The following is a 20752-nucleotide window of genomic DNA, read 5'->3' on the forward strand; positions in this document are numbered from 1 at the left end:
CCTCTTATTTGAACGGGAAGCCGAATGCACGCATAAGCGCACGGCCTTCGTCATCGGTGCGAGCAGTCGTAGTAATAGTAATATCCATACCACGAATACGATCAATCTTATCGAAATCGATTTCAGGGAAAACGATTTGCTCTTTCAAACCCATTGAGTAGTTACCACGACCATCAAATGATTTCGAAGAGAAACCACGAAAGTCACGGATACGAGGGATTGCGATTGAGATCAAACGATCCAAGAACTCGTACATTTGGTCGCCACGTAAAGTAACTTTACAACCAATCGGCCATCCATCACGGATTTTAAAACCTGCGATAGATTTACGAGCAAGTGTAATTACTGGTTTTTGACCAGCAATTAACTGCATGTCGACTACAGCACCATCTAATAATTTCTTATCAGTTGCAGCTGCGCCTACACCCATGTTTAGGGTGATTTTTGTGATGCGTGGAATTTCCATCACGTTCTTAACGCTAAGTTCTTCTTTTAACTTTGCTTTAAGTTCATCATTGTAACGTGCTTTAAGTCTGGCCATCGCCTATTCAACCTATTACTTCGCTACCGCCACTGATTCACCATTTGATTTATAAACGCGAGTTTTCACGCCATCAATCACTTGGTAACCAACACGGTCAGCCTTCTGGGTTGTAGCATTTAAAATTGCCACGTTTGAAATATGAAGCGAAGCTTCTTGAGTAACAATACCGCCTTCGGCGCCAGTTACACGATTCGGCTTTTGATGCTTCTTCACTAAGTTAAGGCCTTCAACCTTAACGCGGTCTTCAGAAACAGACAATACAGTACCCTGTTTGCCTTTTTCTTTACCTGCGATCACGATAACCTGATCGCCTTTTTTAATCTTAGCCATGATTGCCTCTTATAGAACTTCAGGAGCCAATGAAATGATTTTCATGAACTGTTCAGTACGAAGTTCACGAGTCACTGGTCCGAAGATACGAGTAGCAATCGGAGCTTTGTTGTTGTTCAGGATAACTGCAGCATTATCATCAAAACGGATCACAGAACCATCTGGACGACGAATGCCGAATTTAGTACGAACTACAACCGCATTCATCACGTCACCTTTTTTAACACGTGCGCGTGGGATTGCTTCTTTTACAGTAACTTTAATAATGTCGCCAACAGAAGCATAACGACGATGTGAACCACCAAGTACTTTAATACATTGTACGCGGCGAGCACCACTGTTGTCTGCTACGTCGAGCATAGTTTCGGTTTGAATCATTGCCCTACTCCAAAACCGAGCATCACCGGTCACAATTTCGAAAGGCTCAAAGAGTACTCGAAATTGACCGATGATGCAACAAGAACGTCGAATTACTCAGCAGCTGCTTCAACTACTTCCACTAAAGTCCAAGCTTTAGTTTTAGAAATTGGGCGGCTTTCTTTAATGGTTACAACATCACCAATTTTAGCGACGTTATTCTCATCATGAGCGTGTAACTTAGTTGAACGGCGAATTGACTTGCCATACAACGGGTGTTGAACGCGGCGTTCAATAAGAACAACAATAGATTTATCCATTTTGTCACTTACGACTTTGCCGGTTAACGTGCGGACTGTTTTTTCACTCATTGTCCGTTCCCCTGTTTTTCGGTAAGGAGTGTCTTAATACGAGCAATTGTCTTACGAGCAACTTGCACTTCGTGCGATTTACCCAACTGACCAGTTGCTTTCGCCATACGAAGACGGAATTGGTTAAGCTGTTGCTCATCAAGCAAAGCTTTCAACTCTTCTACCGACTTTTCACGTAAATCTTTAGTTTTCATTACATTACCGTCCGAGTCACGATAGTGGTTTTAAACGGAAGTTTAGCAGCAGCTAAAGCAAATGCTTCACGCGCTAATTCTTCGTTCACACCTTCAATTTCGTACAGGATCTTGCCTGGTTGGATCTGGCAAACCCAGTATTCCACGCTACCCTTACCTTTACCCATACGCACTTCAAGAGGCTTTTGAGTAATCGGCTTATCCGGGAATACGCGAATAAAGATTTTACCACCACGCTTAATACGGCGGCTAATAGTACGACGTGCAGCTTCAATCTGACGCGCAGTCATACGACCACGTTCAGTTGCTTTAATTGCAATCGAACCAAATGATACTGTACTACCACGATGCGCTAGACCAGTATTACGGCCTTTGTGCACCTTACGGAATTTGGTACGTTTAGGTTGCAACATGGATTATTCTCCCTTGTCAGCAGCACGGTCACCGCGACGACCACGACGCTCTTGACCTTCACCACGACCACGACCACGTTTAGCTGGACGATCTTCAGCAGGAGCAGGGTTCATGACTTGTTTCATGCCACCTAAAATCTCACCACGGAAAATCCAAACTTTAACACCAATCGTACCGTAAGTTGTTTCTGCACGCACAGTAGCATAGTCAATGTCTGCACGTAATGTATGCAAAGGTACACGACCTTCACGATACCATTCTGTACGAGCAATCTCTGCACCACCTAAACGGCCAGACACTTCAACTTTGATACCTTTAGCACCAGCACGCATAGTGTTTTGAACCGCACGCTTCATAGCACGACGGAACATTACACGCTTTTCTAATTGAGAAGCGATTGCTTCAGCAACTAAACGCGCATCTAAGTCTGGGCGATCAATTTCATTGATACTTACTTGCGCAGGAACACCCATAATGCTGGTAAGTTCGCGCTGTAATTTCTCAATATCTTCGCCTTTTTTACCGATTACGATACCAGGACGAGCTGTGCTAATAGTTACTTTAGCAGCGCCTGATGGACGTTCGATAAGAATGTTGCTGATCATCGCATTCTTAAGTTTTTTATTTAAAAACTCACGAACTTGAAGATCTTTAAGCAAGTATTCAGCGTATTGTTTCGGACTCGCATACCAGTTAGCGTTATGACGTTTCACAACACCTAGGCGGATACCGATTGGATGAACCTTCTGACCCATATCAAACCCCTACCTTAACGGTGATGTGACAAGTACGCTTCGTAATACGATCTGCACGGCCTTTAGCACGTGGCATAATACGTTTAAGGCTAACACCTTCATCAACGTAAATCGTAGAAACTTTAAGATCATCAACATCTAAACTGTTATTGTGTTCAGCGTTTGCAATCGCAGATTCCAATGCTTTTTTTACTAAAACAGCAGCTTTTTTATTGCTGAAGTTTAAGATATTTAAAGCATGCGCAACAGATTTGCCGCGAATAAGATCTGCAACCAAACGTGCCTTTTGTGCCGAGATAGCGGCACCGCGTAATTTAGCAGTTACTTCCATCATGACACCTATTAACGTTTAGACTTCTTGTCAACACCGTGACCACGATAGGTACGAGTTGGCGCAAATTCACCGAGTTTATGACCAACCATATGCTCAGTAACAATTACTGGAACGTGATTACGACCATTATGAACAGAAATTGTTAAACCAACAAAATCCGGAAGGATCATCGAACGACGAGACCAAGTTTTAATCGGCTTGCGAGAGTTACTAGCAACAGCCGCTTCAACCTTAGCGAACAAGTGCGCATCGACGAATGGGCCTTTTTTCAGAGAACGAGGCATTAGTCAGATTCCTTTACTTGACGCGACGGTCGCGAATAATCATCTTAGTCGTACGCTTATTGGTACGTGTCTTGTACCCTTTAGCTTTTTGACCCCATGGGCTTACAGGTTGAATACCTTTATTACGCCCTTCACCACCACCGTGCGGGTGATCAACTGGGTTCATCGCCATACCACGTACGGTAGGACGAACACCACGCCAGCGCGCAGCACCAGCTTTACCCAATGAACGAAGGTTGTTTTCTTGGTTAGAAACTTCACCAATTACAGCGCGGCATTCAACATGAATTTTACGCATTTCGCCTGAACGAAGACGAACAATCGCGTAAGAACCATCACGACCCAACAACTGAACAGAAGCACCAGCAGAACGCGCTAATTGCGCACCCTTACCAATTTTAAGTTCAACGTTATGAAGTGTAGAACCGATAGGCATGTTACGAAGTGGCAAGCAGTTACCTGGACGAATTGGAGCATCGTTACCAGATTGTACTTTATCGCCAGCACGTAAACCTTTAGGTGCAATGATATAACGACGCTCACCATCAGCATATTTCAATAAAGCAATATGTGCTGTACGGTTAGGATCGTATTCAATGCGTTCTACAACAGCTGGGATGCTGTCTTTATTACGTTTAAAGTCAACGATACGATAGTGTTGCTTATGACCACCACCAACGTGACGAGTTGTAATGTGACCGTTATTATTACGACCACCAGTACGTTTTTTTGCTTCAACCAACGGTGAGTAAGGCGCGCCTTTGTGAAGGTGATCATGAACCACTTTCTCTACAAAGCGACGTCCCGGAGACGTTGGCTTACATTTTTGAATCGGCATAATTTTCGTCCTTATTCCGCTGCGCTTTCAGCGGTATCGCCCAAGTCAGCCATTTCAACATCTTGGCCGGCTTTCAGGGTGACGTATGCTTTTTTAACATCAGAACGACGTCCTAATGTTTTACCAAAGCGCTTAGTTTTACCTTTAGTAATAGTAGTGTTAACTTTAACAACTTCTACACCAAAAAGTTTTTCAACTGCTTTTTTAACTTCAAGTTTAGTAGCATTAATATCTACTTTAAACACTTGAACGCCAACAGTATCACCTAAAACTTGTGCCTTTTCTGAGAAGACTGGCCCTTTAAGGACTTGATAGATACGTTCGTTGTTCATCCGAGTTCTACCTCAATTTTCTTAGCAGCAGCTACAGACATAACAACTTTATCAAACGCGATCAAGCTTACAGGATCGATTGCAGTTGCATCCACCACATCTACATGTGGAAGGTTGCGTGCTGCAAGATATAAGTTCTCATCTACAGCTTCAGTAACGATCAATGCACGAGCGGCATTTAAATCGCCAAGCTTAGCAAGCAATTCTTTAGTTTTTGGAGCTGCAATAGCAAACTCTTCAACTAATACAAGACGATCTTGGCGAACAAGTTCAGCTAAGATACATTGCATTGCACCGCGGTACATTTTGCGGTTTACTTTTTGAGACCAATCTTGTGGACGAGCAGCAAAAGTTTTACCGCCACCAACCCAGATAGGGCTACGAGTAGAACCCGCACGAGCACGACCAGTACCTTTTTGACGGAATGGTTTTTTACCACCGCCAGAAACGTCTGCACGTGACTTCTGAGCACGAGTACCTTGACGACCACCTGCTAAGTAAGCAGTAACAACTTGGTGTACAAGAGCTTCGTTAAATTCACGTCCGAAGGCAACTTCAGACAATTCAACAGCAGAGCCGGAAACAGTTTTTAAATTCACGGTATTTCCCCTCAGGCCTTGATGGTAGGACGTACAATCACGTCACCGCCAGTTGAACCAGGAATTGCACCTTTAACAACTAAAACAGAACGTTCAGCGTCAATAGATACGATTTCAAGACCTTGTACTGTTACGCGTTCATCACCTAAGTGACCGGCCATTTTTTTGCCTTTGAACACGCGACCAGGAGTTTGGTTTTGACCTGTAGAACCTAATACACGGTGAGAAAGTGAGTTACCGTGAGTAGCGTCTTGGGTACGGAAGTTCCAACGCTTAACACCACCTTGGAAACCTTTACCTTTTGATTGACCAGTTACGTCAACAACTTGACCAACTGTGAACAAATCAACACCAACAGTACCGCCAACTTCACGACCTTCAAGCTCAGCTTCAGTAACACGAAACTCTTTAACTAAACGACCAGCAGCAACACCAGCTTTCACAAAGTGACCTTTCTGAGCGTTAGTTACGCGAGATTCGCGACGTTCACCAGTAGTTACTTGAACAGCTTGATAACCATCAGTTTCAAGTGTTTTGATTTGCGTAATGCGGTTTGGATCGACTTCGATGACTGTAACAGGTACAGAAACACCTGCATCTGTAAAGATGCGAGTCATACCACATTTGCGACCGACTAAACCAATAGCCATGTGCATAAACCTCTAAAAAAGCGGCCTAATTAACTTAAAAGTTAATTAACCGAAAGCCTTAACCCAAAGCGATCTGAACATCAACACCAGCCGCAAGATCTAATTTCATCAATGCATCAACAGTTTTATCTGTAGGTTGAACGATGTCGATCAAACGTTTGTAGGTGCGGATTTCGTACTGGTCACGCGCATCTTTGTTAACGTGCGGTGAAGTAAGAACGTTGAAGCGTTCGATGCGAGTAGGCATCGGGATTGGACCACAAACTTGTGCTCCAGTACGCTTAGCGGTTTCTACGATCTCTTGAGAAGATTGATCAATCAGACGATGATCAAAAGACTTCAAACGGATACGAATTCTCTGGTTAGACATACCAGTAAACTCCAAGCCAAATATATAAAGAATCACCCTTGACGCATCTCACCTATCGGTAAGTGTCAAAGGCAGTGAAAATCACTAAGGTCATGATCGATGCCACGACTGTAATGCACATTTACCACTTTCTTCGCAGCAAATGCCCCTCCTATTGAGGGTCGCCCATTATAACGATTGTTTAAGTCTTATGCAATTATCTTTTTCTATTTTCTCTACAAAACCCGCTGTAATCGAGCATTGAGACGTCATCTAAGCATTTATTACAAATTCAATCGCTTTATTTAGGAGTTGATTACCTTGCTCAAATTTTTGTGCTTCGGAATAGTATAATTCACGCGTAGATTGAACATATTCTCCATCAAAAATAGACAACTCTTCTTCATCTTCAAGTAAAAGCGCTAAAGTTGCTGGCGTCATCTCTGGATGGAACTGAAAACCCAGCACATTTGTTCCAATCTGATACATCTGATTTCGGCAAGCCGGACTTTGAGCCAAATGTATAGCGCCTTTAGGTATTTCAAATGTCTCACTATGCCACTGCATAACCTTTATTTTCTCTGGTAATGGAAAGCTTTCTTGAGGTAAATTTGCCACTCGCTGAACGGTTGACCATCCAAGTTCCTGATAGCGATTACGACTCACCGCCGCACCCAATGCATTAGCAATTAACTGCCCTCCCAAGCAAAGACCAATAGCTGGTTTTCCTGCTGCTAAATAACGGCGCAACCACCTCTTTTCTATTTTGAGCCATGGAAAATTCGCCTCATCATTTACACTCATAGTTCCACCCATGACCAATAACAAATCAACCTCTTCTATTTGAGGTAAAGCTTCTATTTCTAGGGACCGATCAACCGGAAGTGCAAAAAACTCTGTAGAGCTAATTGTCGCGTGGTGAGCTTTTAAAAATGAGTAACAACTCCCAAAACCCTCACCCGCGATATGTTGAAAATAGTGAACACGTAAATGCGACTTCATGCGCTTAAACCTATTGTTGTTAGAATGTTGTAGTGGTCTTTGCAAAAATAAAGCCAAGTTTTTATTTTATGAGTCTACTGTAACGAAACGTCTTATAAAACTTCGTAAATCTAGCGAAGAATCTAAATTTCTCTTAATCTAACTTTATTATCTAAAATGCAACGCACTATGAAAAAGCATAACGACTTCCAGACTCGCCTCATTCATGCCCCAAGAAAGGCTCCGCAATTTATTGAAACAGTCCAACCACCCTTATTTCGTGCATCTACTATTATTTTTAAATCGACTTCGCACCTTTTTGACCGCCATTGGACAGATGATTACGATTATAGTTATGGAACACATGGCACCCCTACCACCTTCACCTTAGGCGACAATATTGCGCAAATTGAAGGTGGATTGCATTGTTTGCTTGCACCAAGTGGCTTATCAGCAATTAATGTTGTGAACTCAGCATTTTTAAGCACTCATGATGAAGTATGGGTACCAGACAATATTTATGGACCCAACCTAGAGCATTTAAATCATCTGCAAAATCAATATGGCATTATTGTTAAAGTATATAACCCGCTTGACGCTTCAAGCTTTCAACCAACTGAAAGAAGCAAACTGTTATGGTTAGAGGCCGCGGGTTCAGTTACTTTGGAATTCCCTGATCTTAAAAATCTAGTCAAAAAAGCTAAAAAACATGGTGTATTAACAGCCCTAGATAACACTTGGGGCGCTGGGCTTGCGTTTAATGCTTTTAATTTTTCAGATGAACATCTATCAGTCGATTTAACCGTTCATGCACTTACCAAATATCCGAGCGGTGGCGGTGACATCTTAATGGGCAGCATAGTAACTCGTGATGACAAACTTCATCATCGCCTGTTCCGTACGCATGCCACTTTAGGTATTGCTGTTTCAGGAGATGACGCAGCTCAAATTCAACGCAGTCTTGCTCATATGTCTTTACGCTATGAACAACAGTCAGCCAATGCCCAAACTTTACTTAAGTGGCTAAAAGACCAACCTCAATTTGCACAAGTGCTACACCCAAGTGATGACACTGCCCCCGGCCATCAATATTGGCAAGAAATCTGCACAGATAGTCAAAGTGCTGGTCTAGTCAGTGTTATTTTTAAACCTGAATATGACATTACAGCAGTACGTCGTTTCTGCGATGCATTAGCATTATTTAAGCTCGGTTTTAGCTGGGGAGGACCTGTTAGCCTAATCATGCTTTATGATTTAAAAATGATGAGAAAACTTGAGAATACACATTTACAACAAGGATTATTGGTTCGCTTCTGTATAGGACTAGAAGATCCGCAAGATTTAATACAAGATATCGAAAACGCACTAAAACATCTGTAAAACGACAACATTATAGTGACTCGAACCAAAGGATAAAAATATATGGGTACACCGATTGTTATTGCTAAAAATATTAATGACACGTCAAAAGAAATTGTTTTACTTTCCCAGTTTGCTAACCGCCATGGACTAATTGCGGGCGCCACGGGTACAGGTAAAACAGTGACGTTAAAAGTTCTAGCAGAGAGTTTCTCTCGAATTGGTGTACCGGTATTTCTTGCCGATGCTAAAGGTGATGTTTCAAGTCTCGCAAAAGCGGGAGAAGCTTCAGATAAGTTTAATGAACGATTAAAGCTTTTGCAGATTGATAGTGTTCCTTTTGCAGCTAATCCGGTCGTTTTTTGGGATCTATTTGGCCAACAAGGCCACCCTATTCGTACGACGATTTCTGAGATTGGGCCAATTTTATTGGCTCGCATGCTCAATTTAAATGATACACAAGAAGGCGTTTTAGCAGCAGTTTTCCGTATTGCCGATGACCAAGGTCTACTGTTAGTCGACTTTAAAGATTTGAAAGCGATGATCACGTTTGTCAGCGAACATGCAGCCGAGTTTAAAGCTGAATATGGCAATTTATCTCCAGCCAGCCTAGGTGCTATCCAACGCAATTTGCTTGCTCTTGCCGATCAAGGTGGAGATCAATTTTTTGGTGAACCTGCTTTAAATATTCTGGACTTTATACAAACAGATGCCAATGGGCACGGCTATATCAATATTCTTGCTGCTGACAAGCTCATGAATACACCCAAGCTATATGCTACTTTCCTTTTATGGATGCTTTCGGAACTATTTGAACAGCTTCCAGAAGTCGGTGACATGGATAAACCTAAACTCGTGTTTTTCTTTGATGAAGCTCACTTGTTGTTTGACAATGCCAGCCAAGCATTACAAGAAAAGATTGAGCAAGTCGTACGCTTAATTCGCTCTAAAGGGATAGGCATCTATTTCATTACTCAGAATCCACTGGATTTACCAGAAAGTGTTCTTGGCCAACTTGGTAACCGCGTTCAACATGCGCTACGTGCATTTACGCCTAAAGACCAAAAAGCAGTAAAAACTGCAGCCGATACTTTCCGTGCTAATTCAGACTTTAAAGTTGATGAAGCGATAACTGAACTGGGTGTCGGTGAAGCACTTATTAGCTGTCTGGATGAACAAGGTACTCCACAGATTGTAGAACGTGGCTGGGTGATGCCGCCTTACTCTTCATTTACCCCAATTACGCCAGAAGAGCGGAAGAACATTATTACTCAAAGTATTATTGCTGGCATTTACGAACAGGCTGTAGATCGTGATAGTGCCTATGAAATGCTACAAAATAAAGTCGCTGAACGAGAACAGCAACAACAAAGTGTCGAACTTGCTAAACAGCAGGAAAAAGAGCAAGAAACTTTAGCAAAACAGCAAGCGAAGGAACAAGAACGATTGGCGCGCGAACAATTAAAAGAAGAAGAACGAGCTGCACGTGAACGAGCTAAGCTTACGCAAGATATTGTGGGTACTTTTGCAAAAAGTGCTGCACGAAGTTTAGGTGGAAGTACAGGTCAAAAATTAGTGAGAGGTCTGCTTGGTTCACTATTTGGCAAATAATTTTCTTAGCTATATATCATTTTTAAATTAGGGAATTTTATATTCCCTAATTTTTTTAGGGTTTTCTCAAAAAGCTATTGCGATTCTTCTTTTAAAGATGTATTTTAAATACATCTTATATAGCCAGATAAATAAGGTCTAGCCATGACTCCACAACAAATTGAACTCGTTAAATCCACTGTACCTGTTTTGCGTGAACACGGGGTTACACTGACTACATACTTTTATAAACGTATGCTTAATAACAATCCTGAATTAAAAAATGTTTTTAACTTAGATGACCAAACGAGCTTACGTCAGCCTCGCGCGCTTGCAGCTGCCGTTCTTGCATATGCAGAAAATATTGAGAACCCTACTGTTTTAGCTAAAGCTGTTGAACGTATCACCACTAAACATGTGAGCTTAGATATTCAACCAGACCAATATGCAATCGTTGGTGACAACTTACTGCATTCAATTAGTGAAGTACTCAACGTTCCATTTGAGTCCGAGCTTATCGAAGCGTGGAAGCAAGCTTATTTACAATTAGCAGATATCTTGATTGGTGTTGAAAAACAAAAATATGAACAACTTGAAAGCCTAAAAGGTGGATGGGCTGGCTGGCGTCCATTTGAAATTACACAAATTGATCCTCTTGAATCTGGTAAACGTTTTACCTTAAAAGCAACTGACCATGAAGACGTACTAACTGGTCCTGCAAATGCTTTTATTTCGGTAAAAGTACAAGTCCCAGAGCAACAGCTTGAACAGCCGAAAGCTTTTAAATTTACAGAAGCTCAGGAAAACAACTCATATCACTTTGAAGTTCAGCCTGAAGAAAACCATACTGAATTTTCAGTTTCAAACATCTTGCTTGAACATTATAGAGTTGGCGATCAAGTTCAAGTTTCAGCACCTTTAACGCTCTAATATAAAAACCTCTTGCCTGAAAGTTTTCTTATTTAGACTTTCAGGCTAAGATGATCATCCTTTTAATCTCTTCCATTTTTGGTGATCATGCAGCTTAATAAATTTACCGATTATGCATTACGACTATTAATGTATGTTGCACGCCCAAGTGATGCACCCTACACGATTGCAGAAATCGCGAAAGATTTGCATGTTTCACAAAACCATCTGGTTAAAGTTGTTCACTTCATGGGTAAGCAGGAATGGATTATTACCATTCGTGGAAAAGGCGGTGGAATTCGCTTAAATCCAGATGCACTTAACTCAAATTTAGGTTCAATTGTCCGAATATTACAGGGTGACAATCAAATCGTTGAATGCAATACGCCACCTTGTGTATTGCGAAGTCACTGTGGTTTAAAAGGTATTCTTGACCAAGCTTTAGAAAGCTTTTACCAAAGTCTAGACCAATACACGCTTGGAGAGGTTTTGCAACAGTCAAAGTCTGCTCCACCTGACTCTCCTATTGCCTTTTTACAAATCTGACTTCTATTGATTTTCATAAGTAGATTTATTGAAAATTAGCAAGAATAACCAAGCTCCTTTATACTAGGCACGAGCCCTCTCATCTAAAAAGTTATTTTTTATGCGTCGTAGTGAAAAATCGAAAGACACCAAAGCCAGACTCGCACCCAAGCAAAAGATCAGCTATGAAAAAGCACCAGATCCGGCGATCACAGCCTATGCTGTGCAATCACTAAACTGGTTACGCCAAGCTGAGTTTCTAATGAGTGCACCTAAATTGGCACTTTGTGTTGAAGATAGCGGCTACGAGATTGCTTTTGCAGGGCGCTCAAATGCTGGTAAGTCGAGTGCGATTAATGCATTAACCAATCAGAAACAACTTGCCCGCGCTTCTAAAAAGCCAGGCCGTACCCAGATGATTAACTTTTTTAGTCTAGGTAACCCTGATCAACGCTTGGTCGACCTTCCAGGTTACGGTTATGCAGCGGTTCCCGAAGATATGAAACGGGTGTGGCAAAAAGAATTAGAAAACTATCTGATCCATCGCCAAAGCTTACAAGGTTTAGTATTACTTATGGATATTCGCCATCCTCTACAGCATTTCGACATGATGATGCTAGAGTGGGCTTATTCACGTCATCTCTTTGTTCATATTCTATTAACAAAAGCAGACAAACTTAATCGCGGTCCTGCAAATAAAGTTCTACTAGAAGTTAAGCAACAGCTGAAAAAAATGAAGCTTGATTTTTCTATTCAGCTTTTCTCTTCACTTAACAAAATAGGCTTAGAAGAGCTAGCAAGTGTTATGGCAGGGCGTTTACATTTCACACTGGATCAACAGCCAGAATTTGATGTCGATTCAATCCCTGAAGCGACAGATGAGGATGCTGAAAGCTAAATTATCCTCACAGATACAATTTCTTCATTAAATTTATACTCAATTGTCCCCTATTGCTAAACACAAATGTAGGGGCTTTTTTTATACTCGTTATAACTTCATCGAGTTAAAAATCAGGAATAAATGATGAAATTGTTATCTTTTTTGAAGAACAAGGCTTTAGGTTCTTCTATTGATTATAAAATTCTTCCACGTAAAGTAAAATTTGACTGGAAAGATACCCCTGTCGACTGGATTCCTAATCAACCTTTCGCAAGTTATTTTATTAATGAAATTAATAACATCTTGCCTGCTGGAGAGTTCTGGTTTTGCCGTTTGTATAATAAGGTTTTACCGCAAATCACAGATGAAAAACTCAAGCAGGATGTACAGGCATTTATCCGTCAGGAAGCTATGCATGCCAATGCCCACACTTCTGCAAACAAAGAATATTTAAGCGCACGTAATATTGATATCCAGAGAAATCTGGACATTATGAATTATGTATTTACTATCGCTTTGGCAGATAAACCTTTTGATAGAGAAGTTCCAAAAATTTTAGAAAAACAGTGGGATTTATTCCGTTTAGGAGTTATTGCAACTGTTGAGCATATGACCTGCGTGTTGGGTAAATATGCGTTATATAACGAGCGATGGGAAGAACTAGGCGCAGATCCAGAAATGGTGGATCTGGTTAAATGGCACGGTTCAGAAGAAATTGAACACCGCACGGTTGCCTTTGATTTATATCGTCATCTTGGCGGCGGTTATATTCCACGTTACTATATGAGTCTTGCTGTTATCACACTTGTACTTGGATTATGGGTAGATGGCGCTGCACATATTATGAAACAAGATCCACGTTTTGCAGATGCGGCTAAATCTAGATTTTTTCCAGTGTGGGTTACTTTAGAGTGGTACAAAATCAGCCGAAAAGATAATCAGGTTTTACCTAACCCTCTCTGGCTTATTGCCCAGCAAATTGATTACCTCATGCCTTGGTATGATCCAGTCAAAGAAGGCAGCACTGAAGATGCGGTTAGCTATTTATCGCAATCTCCAGCAGCAAAAAGAGCAGAACTTCAAGCTGCTTAAAATAAAAAAAGCAGGATTTAAAATCCTGCTTTTTTTTTGATCTATAGATAGTTAGACACTGATATCTTTATCTTTCGTATAACGGTCTACAACCACACTAATCATCATATCGCCCTGCACATTTACCACCGTTCTTACTGTATCTAACAAACGGTCAATCGGAAGTAAAATTGCAATTGCCTCAGCGGGCAAACCCACAGACTGTAAAACCATAATCATAGTGACCATGCCCGCGCTAGGTATTCCTGGCGCACCGAGTGATGCAATCATTGCCGTTAAGCACACAATAATTTGTTGTGTCAGGTTTAAATCTAGACCCACCAAATTTGCCACAAACAATGCAGCTGCCGCTTCATATAGTGCAGTACCATCCATATTCAACTGTGTGCCTAATGGAATAACAAATCCTGCTGTTTGCGGGCGCACGCCTAAGTTTTCTTGCGCACACTTCATACTAAGCGGCATAGTGGCAGAGCTAGAACTGGTTGCAAAGGCGGTAATCAGTGCTGTACGAGTCCCTTTAAAAAAGGTCCACGGACTCATACGACCAAAAATCCAAAGCAGTAGTGGTAAAACAACAGCACCATGAAAAATAGTTGTACCCGTTACAACGACCGCGAACTCAGCCAAACGACTTAATACTGAAATATCTTCTGTTGCCATTAACTTTGCTAACAAAGCAAAAATACCCAACGGCGCTAATTTCATCACCCAGCCAACTAGCAGCATCATCATTTCAAAGAACTGGTGACTCAATAAACGAATACTTTTGAAACGTTCCCCACCCTGCACCAAAGCGACACCGACGAATAAAGCAAAGACTACGACAGCTAAAACGTTACCATCACTAAACGCTTTAAATGGGTTAATTAAAGTATTTTGAATAAAATTAGTAAAAAAACTGGCAGGGTTCAAACTATCTGGTGCCTGATAATTTTGCATAGATGTCTGGAAAATAGAAATATCTATACCACGTCCAACTTCAAATAAATGAGCACAACTGATGCCTAAAATTAAGGCTAAAGTGGTTGTGGTTAAACAGCATAAAAATGTGATTTTCCAGACTGGCCCTAACTGTCCGCCTGCTTGTAGATTTGATACCCCCACAACAATCGAACTAAAAATTAAAGGTACCAAAAGCATTTTAAGGAGCCCAATAAAAACACTACTTAATATTCCAAGCCCATATAAACTATGTTTTACAAAAGCTGTATCTGGATACATTGTGAGTAGGAAACCAAAGGCTAAACCTAAAATGGCGGCAATCAGAATTTGTGTATTTAAGTTCATATCAGCATTATTTTTTTCAGTTGGCATACCTTTTTACAATATGACATGAGCTTGCTTTTCATTCGAGCAATTTTTTGTCACATCGATCCCATTAAAAAGAAAAAAGCCATCTGGTTAGATGGCTTTTTCGAGGAATCTATTGCGTTTCAATTTCCCGCAAACGGATTAAACCCTCTTGTACTGTACTGCATACAAGCTGACCATTTTGCCACATACGACCGAAGTTTAAACCGCGAGAAGCCGCGCTCACTGTGGCTTCCATGTCATACAACATCCACTCATCCGCACGAAGTGGGCGATGGAAATAAATCGCATGATCAATGCTTGCACATTGCAAACTTGGAGAAATATAACTTAAGCCATGCGGTCTTAAAGCCGTTGTCATTAAGGTAAAATCTGAATAAAAGGCAACAATCGCTTGATGAAGAGCAATATCATCTAATTGTTTTGGAATACGATCATGTGTACGGATATAGTGTGCATTATATGGAGCTTCGGGTTGCGGCTGAAACGGGTTTACCGGATCAATTGGACGAATTTCTACATGACGCTCACGCATGAAACTAGCACGAACATTTTCAGGTACAAAGTTTAGAATACCCTGTTTCAGCTCATTTTCAGATTTAAGCGTTTCTGGTGCAGGATACTCAGGTTCTTGATGTTGATAGTTCAAACCTTCTTCTGGATTGGCAAAAGAAACCATCGCTGAAAATATTACTCGCCCATGCTGAATCGCACGAACTTGACGACTTACAAAGCTCTTCCCATCCCGTAAACGGTCTACTTCATAGATAATCGGGGCATTAATATCGCCACCATATAAAAAGTATGCATGCAAAGAATGCGCCGGGCGATCAGTTGTATAAGATGCTGCACGTAAAGCCTGACCCAAAACCTGTCCACCAAATACACGTTTACCGACAAGATTACGGCTCATGCCACGGTAAATATTTTCTTCTAGCTTTTCTAAAGTGAGAAGCTCGACTAGTTCTTGGGTTAGCGCATTCATGAGAGATACCTTCATATTTCAGGTAAAAAATCGTATTAAAGGACAGATGTGTAGAATCTATTGTGCCATAAAAAACTATTTGAACATGGAACAATCAGTCAACTTCTGACGAACATTGCTGATATAACAGCTAAAAATACGATTTTTAACGATAAAATATGCCAAAAGCATTATAATTTATACGCTATTAGCATATTGTTTTTTTCAATAAATGCCTCAAAATAATTACCCTCCGCATTTGGTGCTGGGATTTGTCTTTAAGAAGTAGGAGTTCTTATGTCCAAGAGTGGGTTTGGTCAAATGTATCGTCGGCTTTCGAGTAAACTACTTGACCTCGTGGTAACACCACATGTTCTTGGGGAAGTTCCTACTGAACCAGTATCAGAAACAGAAGCAAAGACTGACCGCCAGAAAGTGGTGTGCTATGTCTTACAAAACCATTCTCGAAGCAATGCTTTGGTGGTTGATGGAGAAACGCGTCGTTTAAATTTGAAACCTGCGTTAGACCCATTAATTGTTGGCACTCATCAGGAAAAAGCATCGGTTTTATTTTTACAGCACAATGATGAAAATAATTTACTGAATCCGCCTCCTCATGCTTTTCCACCACGCTTACTCAAATTAATTGAAGTCTTACAAGAAAATCCTGAACTTGATATAGAGCTTGTTCCGGTTACCGTTTTATGGGGCCGTACACCAGATAAAGAAGATTCTTGGTTTAAGCTCTTATTTTCAGATACATGGGCTACACCAAGCACCGTTAAGCAATTGGTCAACATTGGCTTGCATGGTCGCCAATCGTATTTAGAATTTCATGAACCGCAATCGCTACGTGAACTGGTTGAATATGCACAACAGCATTATCCAAACCTTTCACCAGCTACATATATTGTAAGTACGTTAAATGATTACTTAGATCGTCAACGTGAAGTGGTCTTAGGCCCCGATTTATCGGATCGCCGTAATGTCATGCAGTCGGTTGTAAAATCTCGCGATGTGCAAGAAGCGATCCGCCGTGAAAGTATTCGCGGAAAAGTGAGTATGCTCGAAGCTGAACGTCGTGCGATTGGTTATGTAAATGAAGTCGTATCTGATTATTCACACTCAGCTGTACGCTTTGCCGATCTTGCTTTAACGCGCTTATGGACCCAACTTTATGACGGCGTAGAAGTGCACAACTTCAGCACTGTTCGTGAACTGGCAAAAGATTACGAAGTGGTTTATACACCTTGCCACCGCAGTCACATTGACTATTTATTATTATCCTACGTGATTTATAAACGTGGCTTAATGGTTCCGTATATTGCTGCCGGTGATAACTTAAATCTACCATTTGTAGGGCAACTTTTACGTGGAGGTGGCGCATTCTTTATTCGTCGTTCTTTCCGTGGAAATGGCCTTTATACAACGGTATTTAAAGAATATTTATATAGTATTTTGTCACGCAACACCCCTCTTGAATACTTTATTGAGGGTGGTCGTTCACGTACAGGACGCCTATTACCGCCTAAAACTGGCATGCTTGCCATGACAGTTCACAGCCATTTACGTGGCCGTGCTAAACCGATCGTCTTCTTACCAACTTATATTGGTTATGAACGATTGATGGAAGGCTCGACCTACGTGGGCGAAATGCAAGGTAAACCGAAAGAAGCCGAATCAATTTTTGGTATTGTAAAAACCTTACGAAAAATTGAACGTATTTTCGGTAAAGTCCATGTGAACTTTGGTGAGCCTGTTTTCCTTGATGATCTGCTTAAGCAACATAATGCAGAAAATGTCTATATCGAGAAAAATGACGATCCAATTCCTCAAGCGGTTTCAGATGCAGTAAATAGCTCTGCACATGCCATTTTAGAAAATATTAACCGAGCTGTGGTGATTAACCCTGTCTCTTTACTTTCTATTATTTTGCTTGCAACTCCAAAGCATACGCTTGATGAAGAAATCTGTATTAAGCAGCTTGAAGCTTACCGCAATCTAGCATCAAACTTCCCATATGACCAACGTATGGAAGTAACACCACTTTCTGGTAAAGAAATTATTGCTTATGGTTTAAAGCTTAAACTCATTAAACGAGTTCAGCATGCACTCGGCGATATTATTGGGATTGAAGATAACCAAGCTGTTCTTCTAACCTATTTCCGTAATAACATTTTGCACGCCTTTGTTTTACCGTCATTGGTTGCATCACTTGTTGAACATAATGGAAAAATCAGCCGTTCAGATTTAACCAATGTGATCTATACCCTGTATCCATTCTTGAAGGCAGAGTTATTCCTTAAATGGAAGAGTAGCGAGCTTAAAGAACAAATTGAGCAATATGCAGATGCGTTGGTTCAATCGAAACTGATTCAACAAGACGATGAAGGTAACTTGATTAGCTCTGCACCAAATACTGAAGAGCATAATCAACTCGTTGTTTTAGCTACTCCTGTTAAGCAAAGTCTTGAGCGTTACTACATGACGCTTGCGCTCATTACTCAACGTGGTTCGGGTAATATTTCTGCTAAACAGGTTGAAGAATTAAGTCATTTACTCGGACAACGTTTGTCTGTTCTATATGAATTTAATTCGCCCGAGTTCTTTGACAAAGCTTTATTCCAAAGCTTCTTAAAAGTACTTACACAGCAAAATTACATTCGAACCAATGACCAAGGTCAAATCGAATTTGATGATAATTTCCGTCAAATGGCTGCGGGTGCACAATTGGTTCTTGATGAAGTAACCTTACAAATGTTGCAACACATCACGACCTTTACCGACGAAGAGTTAAAAGATGCGCTTGAAGCTATGGCATCTCAACAAGCAAAAAGACGTTTAAAACGTAAAAAATCTTAAGATTTTTAGTCAAAGTAAAAGGCAACGAAAGTTGCCTTTTATTTTATTAGCGAATTGGACATTCAAAATAGCGTGGATCATCCATGCAACGCAGACGCTTCATAAGTTGAACAAAATAAGCATCGTAATAACCTGAAAGAACGTACTGATTACGTATTTTTGCAACCATAACGTCATAGCTCTGCTTTTCATAAAAAGAGACATCTACCCAGTAATAGGCAGGTAAATGGTTTTCCCACTGAGTCGCACGGTTAGTCAGTAATTGGCTGTTTTGAACAAACCATCCTCGAATTTTTCGCCCAAAATTAGCAGGATAAGCTTGTGGTTTAATAATTAAATTGACGCCGAAATATGCCAAAGGAAAGTTAATGACTTGCACATCTGGTCCAAATTCTTTTTGCAAGTTATATGGTAATAGTCCATATATGGGGGCAGGAACAATATCGATTTTGTCTTGTTTAAACTGAACAATCGCATTAGATAAATCAACATAAACTGGCTGACCACCCACACTTCGTACCAATGCTTGCTGTGGTGGGTTGTTGGGTAACACGCCAATACGCTGATTTCTTAATTGAGCAACTCTAGAGATTTTCTTATTTTTTAGAACCATATAGGCAGTGCCAATTGGAATCATCCCTACAGCTTCATAGTCCTTGGAAATTAGCCTTTTCTCGACTGTTGGATGATTCAAAAGCTGCAATAAGCTTTTAGCGGTGCGATTATTTGGGATCAGCCCGATACCTGCGGTGCTCCCCATAAACTGGTTATAACGATAAGTATTAAAATTAGATGCCGCTAAACCTGAACATTTACCCTCATCAAAAGCTTGTATGGCCTGTTGTTCTTTTTGATAGGTCACCACTTTAAAGTTGACTTGATATTGCTGAGCATATAATCGAATGTCATTTAAACGACGTGTGATATCCCCTTGGGAACCAATCGGATCATATGCACACCACACCTGATCCTCGGCCCAACTGGCAACAGCTGTTACGCTCAAAATAAGAGCTAAACAAATTTTTTTCACTTTCAACCTTTTTATCTTTATCGGCAATTTGACTGCCTCATCAGGTATTTCTGTTCTTATTTAAAGTTTAATCAAAATTTTATTTAGTGCTATGAACATTTAAACATAATAAATAGTCATTAAAGCAAATTGGATGCTCTAACTGAAAACCCGTTGCAGGCAAATGTTTCGCATAAATTCGTTTACCTGAAGTTTGGTTCGATTCTAAAGTTAACTCTGGTAATCCCAATTGTTTTTGAAACCAGACTAGAACTTCATGCAATGGCAATGGCTGGCTATTAGTTACAATATAGCTCGCTTGATGATTTTCATAGTCAGCCATAAAAGCTAAGAATCTTGCTAAATCATCAATATGTATTCGATTGCTATAATGAATATTTGGATAACTTTGACTATTTTCAGCCATTTTCTTTAAACGGGCAACTGAGGTTCCGTAAATCCCAGTTGGGCGAACAATTACACATTGTGCTGGATAGTGTTTTTGCCAAAGGAGTTCCATATTACGCAATATATGGCCTTGTGCGTCATTTGGCTGAATCTCACTAAAATCATCAATGATCTCCCCCGCATTTTCCCCATATACCCGTGTAGAAGACACTACGATTATTTTTTTTACTGGATGTATTTTTAATGCTTCTCGAATCGGTTCAATACTATCTACATACGTATGTTGGTAGCCCTCAACCATACTCTCGTTTGGAGAAAGTAAAATATATACGACATCCACAGGTTCAATTTTACTTAAATTAAGTTTAAAGATATCTTGAACAAGATGTATTGCGTAACTATCCGTTTTTACACTACGACTGATTGTGGTAATTTGATGTTCTTTCTCAAATAGTTGTTTAGCAACACGCTGAGATGTTTTACCATAACCGATAAATAATATATGCAT

The 20752-nt window shown here is 40.6% G+C and carries 25 protein-coding genes and 2 pseudogenes; 8 read left to right on the forward strand and 19 right to left on the reverse strand.

Going from position 1 to position 20752, the window contains the following annotated elements:
- Nucleotides 1-4: 4 nt before the first annotated feature.
- The 15 genes and pseudogenes from rplE to FY048_RS07895 all read right to left on the reverse strand — a co-directional run bounded on the left by rplE (nucleotide 5) and on the right by FY048_RS07895 (nucleotide 7353).
- Entirely contained in the window at nucleotides 5-541 is a 537-nt protein-coding gene (gene rplE, locus FY048_RS07825) for a 50S ribosomal protein L5 (RefSeq protein ID WP_003653658.1), read from the reverse strand.
- 15 nt (nucleotides 542-556) lie between these two features.
- Entirely contained in the window at nucleotides 557-874 is a 318-nt protein-coding gene (rplX, locus tag FY048_RS07830) for a 50S ribosomal protein L24 (protein ID WP_002116820.1), read from the reverse strand.
- Between the two features lie 9 nt (nucleotides 875-883).
- Nucleotides 884-1252 (reverse strand): 50S ribosomal protein L14, encoded by a 369-nt coding sequence (gene rplN / locus FY048_RS07835; protein WP_001982634.1) that lies wholly within the window; start codon nucleotides 1250-1252, stop codon nucleotides 884-886.
- A 92-nt stretch (nucleotides 1253-1344) separates the two neighbouring features.
- Nucleotides 1345-1602 (reverse strand): 30S ribosomal protein S17, encoded by a 258-nt coding sequence (gene rpsQ, locus FY048_RS07840; protein WP_001291845.1) that lies wholly within the window; start codon nucleotides 1600-1602, stop codon nucleotides 1345-1347.
- Nucleotides 1599-1796, reverse strand: coding sequence for a 50S ribosomal protein L29 (gene rpmC / locus FY048_RS07845; RefSeq protein ID WP_000849928.1), 198 nt, complete (start codon nucleotides 1794-1796; stop codon nucleotides 1599-1601). The genes rpsQ and rpmC overlap by 4 nt, the downstream gene beginning before the upstream one ends.
- Nucleotides 1796-2209 carry a 50S ribosomal protein L16 gene (gene rplP, locus FY048_RS07850; RefSeq protein WP_002049688.1) on the reverse strand — a complete coding sequence of 138 codons (414 nt, stop codon included), beginning with the start codon at nucleotides 2207-2209 and terminating at the stop codon, nucleotides 1796-1798. Before rplP ends, rpmC begins: the two co-directional genes overlap by 1 nt.
- Nucleotides 2149-2965 (reverse strand): annotated as a pseudogene (gene rpsC / locus FY048_RS07855) (30S ribosomal protein S3). Before rpsC ends, rplP begins: the two are co-directional and overlap by 61 nt.
- 1 nt (nucleotide 2966) lies before the next feature.
- On the reverse strand, nucleotides 2967-3296 hold the full coding sequence (rplV, locus tag FY048_RS07860; protein WP_004639524.1) for a 50S ribosomal protein L22: 330 nt from the start codon (nucleotides 3294-3296) through the stop codon (nucleotides 2967-2969).
- A gap of 11 nt (nucleotides 3297-3307) precedes the next feature.
- Nucleotides 3308-3583 carry a 30S ribosomal protein S19 gene (rpsS, locus tag FY048_RS07865; protein ID WP_001138119.1) on the reverse strand — a complete coding sequence of 92 codons (276 nt, stop codon included), beginning with the start codon at nucleotides 3581-3583 and terminating at the stop codon, nucleotides 3308-3310.
- A gap of 13 nt (nucleotides 3584-3596) precedes the next feature.
- A complete protein-coding gene (gene rplB / locus FY048_RS07870; protein ID WP_004789629.1) occupies nucleotides 3597-4421 on the reverse strand; it encodes a 50S ribosomal protein L2 in 825 nt (274 codons plus the stop codon).
- A gap of 11 nt (nucleotides 4422-4432) precedes the next feature.
- Nucleotides 4433-4753: a 50S ribosomal protein L23 gene (gene rplW / locus FY048_RS07875; RefSeq protein ID WP_003653662.1), complete on the reverse strand. Its 321-nt coding sequence runs from the start codon at nucleotides 4751-4753 to the stop codon at nucleotides 4433-4435.
- Entirely contained in the window at nucleotides 4750-5352 is a 603-nt protein-coding gene (rplD, locus tag FY048_RS07880; protein ID WP_003653663.1) for a 50S ribosomal protein L4, read from the reverse strand. Before rplD ends, rplW begins: the two co-directional genes overlap by 4 nt.
- An 11-nt stretch (nucleotides 5353-5363) precedes the next feature.
- Nucleotides 5364-6002, reverse strand: coding sequence for a 50S ribosomal protein L3 (gene rplC, locus FY048_RS07885; RefSeq protein ID WP_446090757.1), 639 nt, complete (start codon nucleotides 6000-6002; stop codon nucleotides 5364-5366).
- A gap of 58 nt (nucleotides 6003-6060) precedes the next feature.
- A complete protein-coding gene (rpsJ, locus tag FY048_RS07890; RefSeq protein ID WP_004725677.1) occupies nucleotides 6061-6372 on the reverse strand; it encodes a 30S ribosomal protein S10 in 312 nt (103 codons plus the stop codon).
- A gap of 252 nt (nucleotides 6373-6624) precedes the next feature.
- Entirely contained in the window at nucleotides 6625-7353 is a 729-nt protein-coding gene (locus FY048_RS07895; protein ID WP_446090758.1) for a type 1 glutamine amidotransferase, read from the reverse strand.
- A gap of 168 nt (nucleotides 7354-7521) precedes the next feature.
- On the opposite strand from FY048_RS07895, the gene FY048_RS07900 reads away from it, so the two are divergent.
- From FY048_RS07900 to FY048_RS07930, 7 genes and pseudogenes are all read left to right on the forward strand, one after another.
- Nucleotides 7522-8712, forward strand: a complete 1191-nt coding sequence (locus FY048_RS07900) for a PLP-dependent transferase (RefSeq protein WP_446090759.1) — start codon at nucleotides 7522-7524, stop codon at nucleotides 8710-8712.
- 42 nt (nucleotides 8713-8754) lie between these two features.
- The gene (locus tag FY048_RS07905; RefSeq protein WP_446090760.1) at nucleotides 8755-10302 is read left to right on the forward strand and encodes a helicase HerA-like domain-containing protein; all 1548 of its coding nucleotides are present in this window, start codon (nucleotides 8755-8757) and stop codon (nucleotides 10300-10302) included.
- Between the two features lie 15 nt (nucleotides 10303-10317).
- Nucleotides 10318-10444, forward strand: a pseudogene (locus FY048_RS07910) (hypothetical protein).
- 2 nt (nucleotides 10445-10446) lie between these two features.
- A complete protein-coding gene (locus FY048_RS07915; RefSeq protein ID WP_016140104.1) occupies nucleotides 10447-11211 on the forward strand; it encodes a globin domain-containing protein in 765 nt (254 codons plus the stop codon).
- A gap of 87 nt (nucleotides 11212-11298) precedes the next feature.
- Nucleotides 11299-11736, forward strand: coding sequence for an RrF2 family transcriptional regulator (locus FY048_RS07920; protein ID WP_004639536.1), 438 nt, complete (start codon nucleotides 11299-11301; stop codon nucleotides 11734-11736).
- A 100-nt stretch (nucleotides 11737-11836) separates the two neighbouring features.
- On the forward strand, nucleotides 11837-12613 hold the full coding sequence (yihA, locus tag FY048_RS07925) for a ribosome biogenesis GTP-binding protein YihA/YsxC (protein WP_003653671.1): 777 nt from the start codon (nucleotides 11837-11839) through the stop codon (nucleotides 12611-12613).
- Between the two features lie 123 nt (nucleotides 12614-12736).
- Complete coding sequence (locus FY048_RS07930) at nucleotides 12737-13687, forward strand: metal-dependent hydrolase (RefSeq protein ID WP_198496984.1); 951 nt, start codon at nucleotides 12737-12739, stop codon at nucleotides 13685-13687.
- A gap of 51 nt (nucleotides 13688-13738) precedes the next feature.
- Here the strand turns inward: FY048_RS07930 and FY048_RS07935 are convergent, their stop codons facing one another.
- On the reverse strand, nucleotides 13739-15004 hold the full coding sequence (locus FY048_RS07935) for a dicarboxylate/amino acid:cation symporter (protein WP_035359955.1): 1266 nt from the start codon (nucleotides 15002-15004) through the stop codon (nucleotides 13739-13741).
- 109 nt (nucleotides 15005-15113) lie between these two features.
- Nucleotides 15114-15986 carry an acyl-CoA thioesterase gene (locus FY048_RS07940; protein WP_003653674.1) on the reverse strand — a complete coding sequence of 291 codons (873 nt, stop codon included), beginning with the start codon at nucleotides 15984-15986 and terminating at the stop codon, nucleotides 15114-15116.
- 276 nt (nucleotides 15987-16262) lie between these two features.
- Between FY048_RS07940 and plsB the strand changes: the two genes are divergently transcribed.
- Entirely contained in the window at nucleotides 16263-18827 is a 2565-nt protein-coding gene (gene plsB / locus FY048_RS07945) for a glycerol-3-phosphate 1-O-acyltransferase PlsB (RefSeq protein ID WP_446090761.1), read from the forward strand.
- Nucleotides 18828-18873: 46 nt separating this feature from the next.
- Here plsB and FY048_RS07950 read toward each other — a convergent pair whose 3' ends face one another.
- Together FY048_RS07950 and FY048_RS07955 are read right to left on the reverse strand one after the other, a co-directional pair.
- Nucleotides 18874-19857, reverse strand: a complete 984-nt coding sequence (locus tag FY048_RS07950) for a putative solute-binding protein (RefSeq protein WP_446090762.1) — start codon at nucleotides 19855-19857, stop codon at nucleotides 18874-18876.
- Between the two features lie 79 nt (nucleotides 19858-19936).
- The gene (locus tag FY048_RS07955) at nucleotides 19937-20752 is read right to left on the reverse strand and encodes an NAD-dependent epimerase/dehydratase family protein (RefSeq protein ID WP_446090763.1); all 816 of its coding nucleotides are present in this window, start codon (nucleotides 20750-20752) and stop codon (nucleotides 19937-19939) included.

Source organism: Acinetobacter sp. 1124_18A (assembly GCF_052824995.1).

Excerpts from the sequence above, each read along its gene's own strand:
- rplE (WP_003653658.1), bottom strand. The coding sequence starts at position 541 with ATGGCCAGACTTAAAGCACGTTACAATGATGAACTTAAAGCAAAGTTA.
- rplX (WP_002116820.1), bottom strand. The coding sequence starts at position 874 with ATGGCTAAGATTAAAAAAGGCGATCAGGTTATCGTGATCGCAGGTAAA.
- rplN (WP_001982634.1), bottom strand. The coding sequence starts at position 1,252 with ATGATTCAAACCGAAACTATGCTCGACGTAGCAGACAACAGTGGTGCT.
- rpsQ (WP_001291845.1), bottom strand. The coding sequence starts at position 1,602 with ATGAGTGAAAAAACAGTCCGCACGTTAACCGGCAAAGTCGTAAGTGAC.
- rpmC (WP_000849928.1), bottom strand. The coding sequence starts at position 1,796 with ATGAAAACTAAAGATTTACGTGAAAAGTCGGTAGAAGAGTTGAAAGCT.
- rplP (WP_002049688.1), bottom strand. The coding sequence starts at position 2,209 with ATGTTGCAACCTAAACGTACCAAATTCCGTAAGGTGCACAAAGGCCGT.
- rplV (WP_004639524.1), bottom strand. The coding sequence starts at position 3,296 with ATGGAAGTAACTGCTAAATTACGCGGTGCCGCTATCTCGGCACAAAAG.
- rpsS (WP_001138119.1), bottom strand. The coding sequence starts at position 3,583 with ATGCCTCGTTCTCTGAAAAAAGGCCCATTCGTCGATGCGCACTTGTTC.
- rplB (WP_004789629.1), bottom strand. The coding sequence starts at position 4,421 with ATGCCGATTCAAAAATGTAAGCCAACGTCTCCGGGACGTCGCTTTGTA.
- rplW (WP_003653662.1), bottom strand. The coding sequence starts at position 4,753 with ATGAACAACGAACGTATCTATCAAGTCCTTAAAGGGCCAGTCTTCTCA.
- rplC (WP_446090757.1), bottom strand. The coding sequence starts at position 6,002 with ATGGCTATTGGTTTAGTCGGTCGCAAATGTGGTATGACTCGCATCTTT.
- rpsJ (WP_004725677.1), bottom strand. The coding sequence starts at position 6,372 with ATGTCTAACCAGAGAATTCGTATCCGTTTGAAGTCTTTTGATCATCGT.
- FY048_RS07895 (WP_446090758.1), bottom strand. The coding sequence starts at position 7,353 with ATGAAGTCGCATTTACGTGTTCACTATTTTCAACATATCGCGGGTGAG.
- FY048_RS07900 (WP_446090759.1), top strand. The coding sequence starts at position 7,522 with ATGAAAAAGCATAACGACTTCCAGACTCGCCTCATTCATGCCCCAAGA.
- FY048_RS07905 (WP_446090760.1), top strand. The coding sequence starts at position 8,755 with ATGGGTACACCGATTGTTATTGCTAAAAATATTAATGACACGTCAAAA.
- FY048_RS07915 (WP_016140104.1), top strand. The coding sequence starts at position 10,447 with ATGACTCCACAACAAATTGAACTCGTTAAATCCACTGTACCTGTTTTG.
- FY048_RS07920 (WP_004639536.1), top strand. The coding sequence starts at position 11,299 with ATGCAGCTTAATAAATTTACCGATTATGCATTACGACTATTAATGTAT.
- yihA (WP_003653671.1), top strand. The coding sequence starts at position 11,837 with ATGCGTCGTAGTGAAAAATCGAAAGACACCAAAGCCAGACTCGCACCC.
- FY048_RS07930 (WP_198496984.1), top strand. The coding sequence starts at position 12,737 with ATGATGAAATTGTTATCTTTTTTGAAGAACAAGGCTTTAGGTTCTTCT.
- FY048_RS07935 (WP_035359955.1), bottom strand. The coding sequence starts at position 15,004 with ATGCCAACTGAAAAAAATAATGCTGATATGAACTTAAATACACAAATT.
- FY048_RS07940 (WP_003653674.1), bottom strand. The coding sequence starts at position 15,986 with ATGAATGCGCTAACCCAAGAACTAGTCGAGCTTCTCACTTTAGAAAAG.
- plsB (WP_446090761.1), top strand. The coding sequence starts at position 16,263 with ATGTCCAAGAGTGGGTTTGGTCAAATGTATCGTCGGCTTTCGAGTAAA.
- FY048_RS07955 (WP_446090763.1), bottom strand. The coding sequence starts at position 20,752 with ATGCATATATTATTTATCGGTTATGGTAAAACATCTCAGCGTGTTGCT.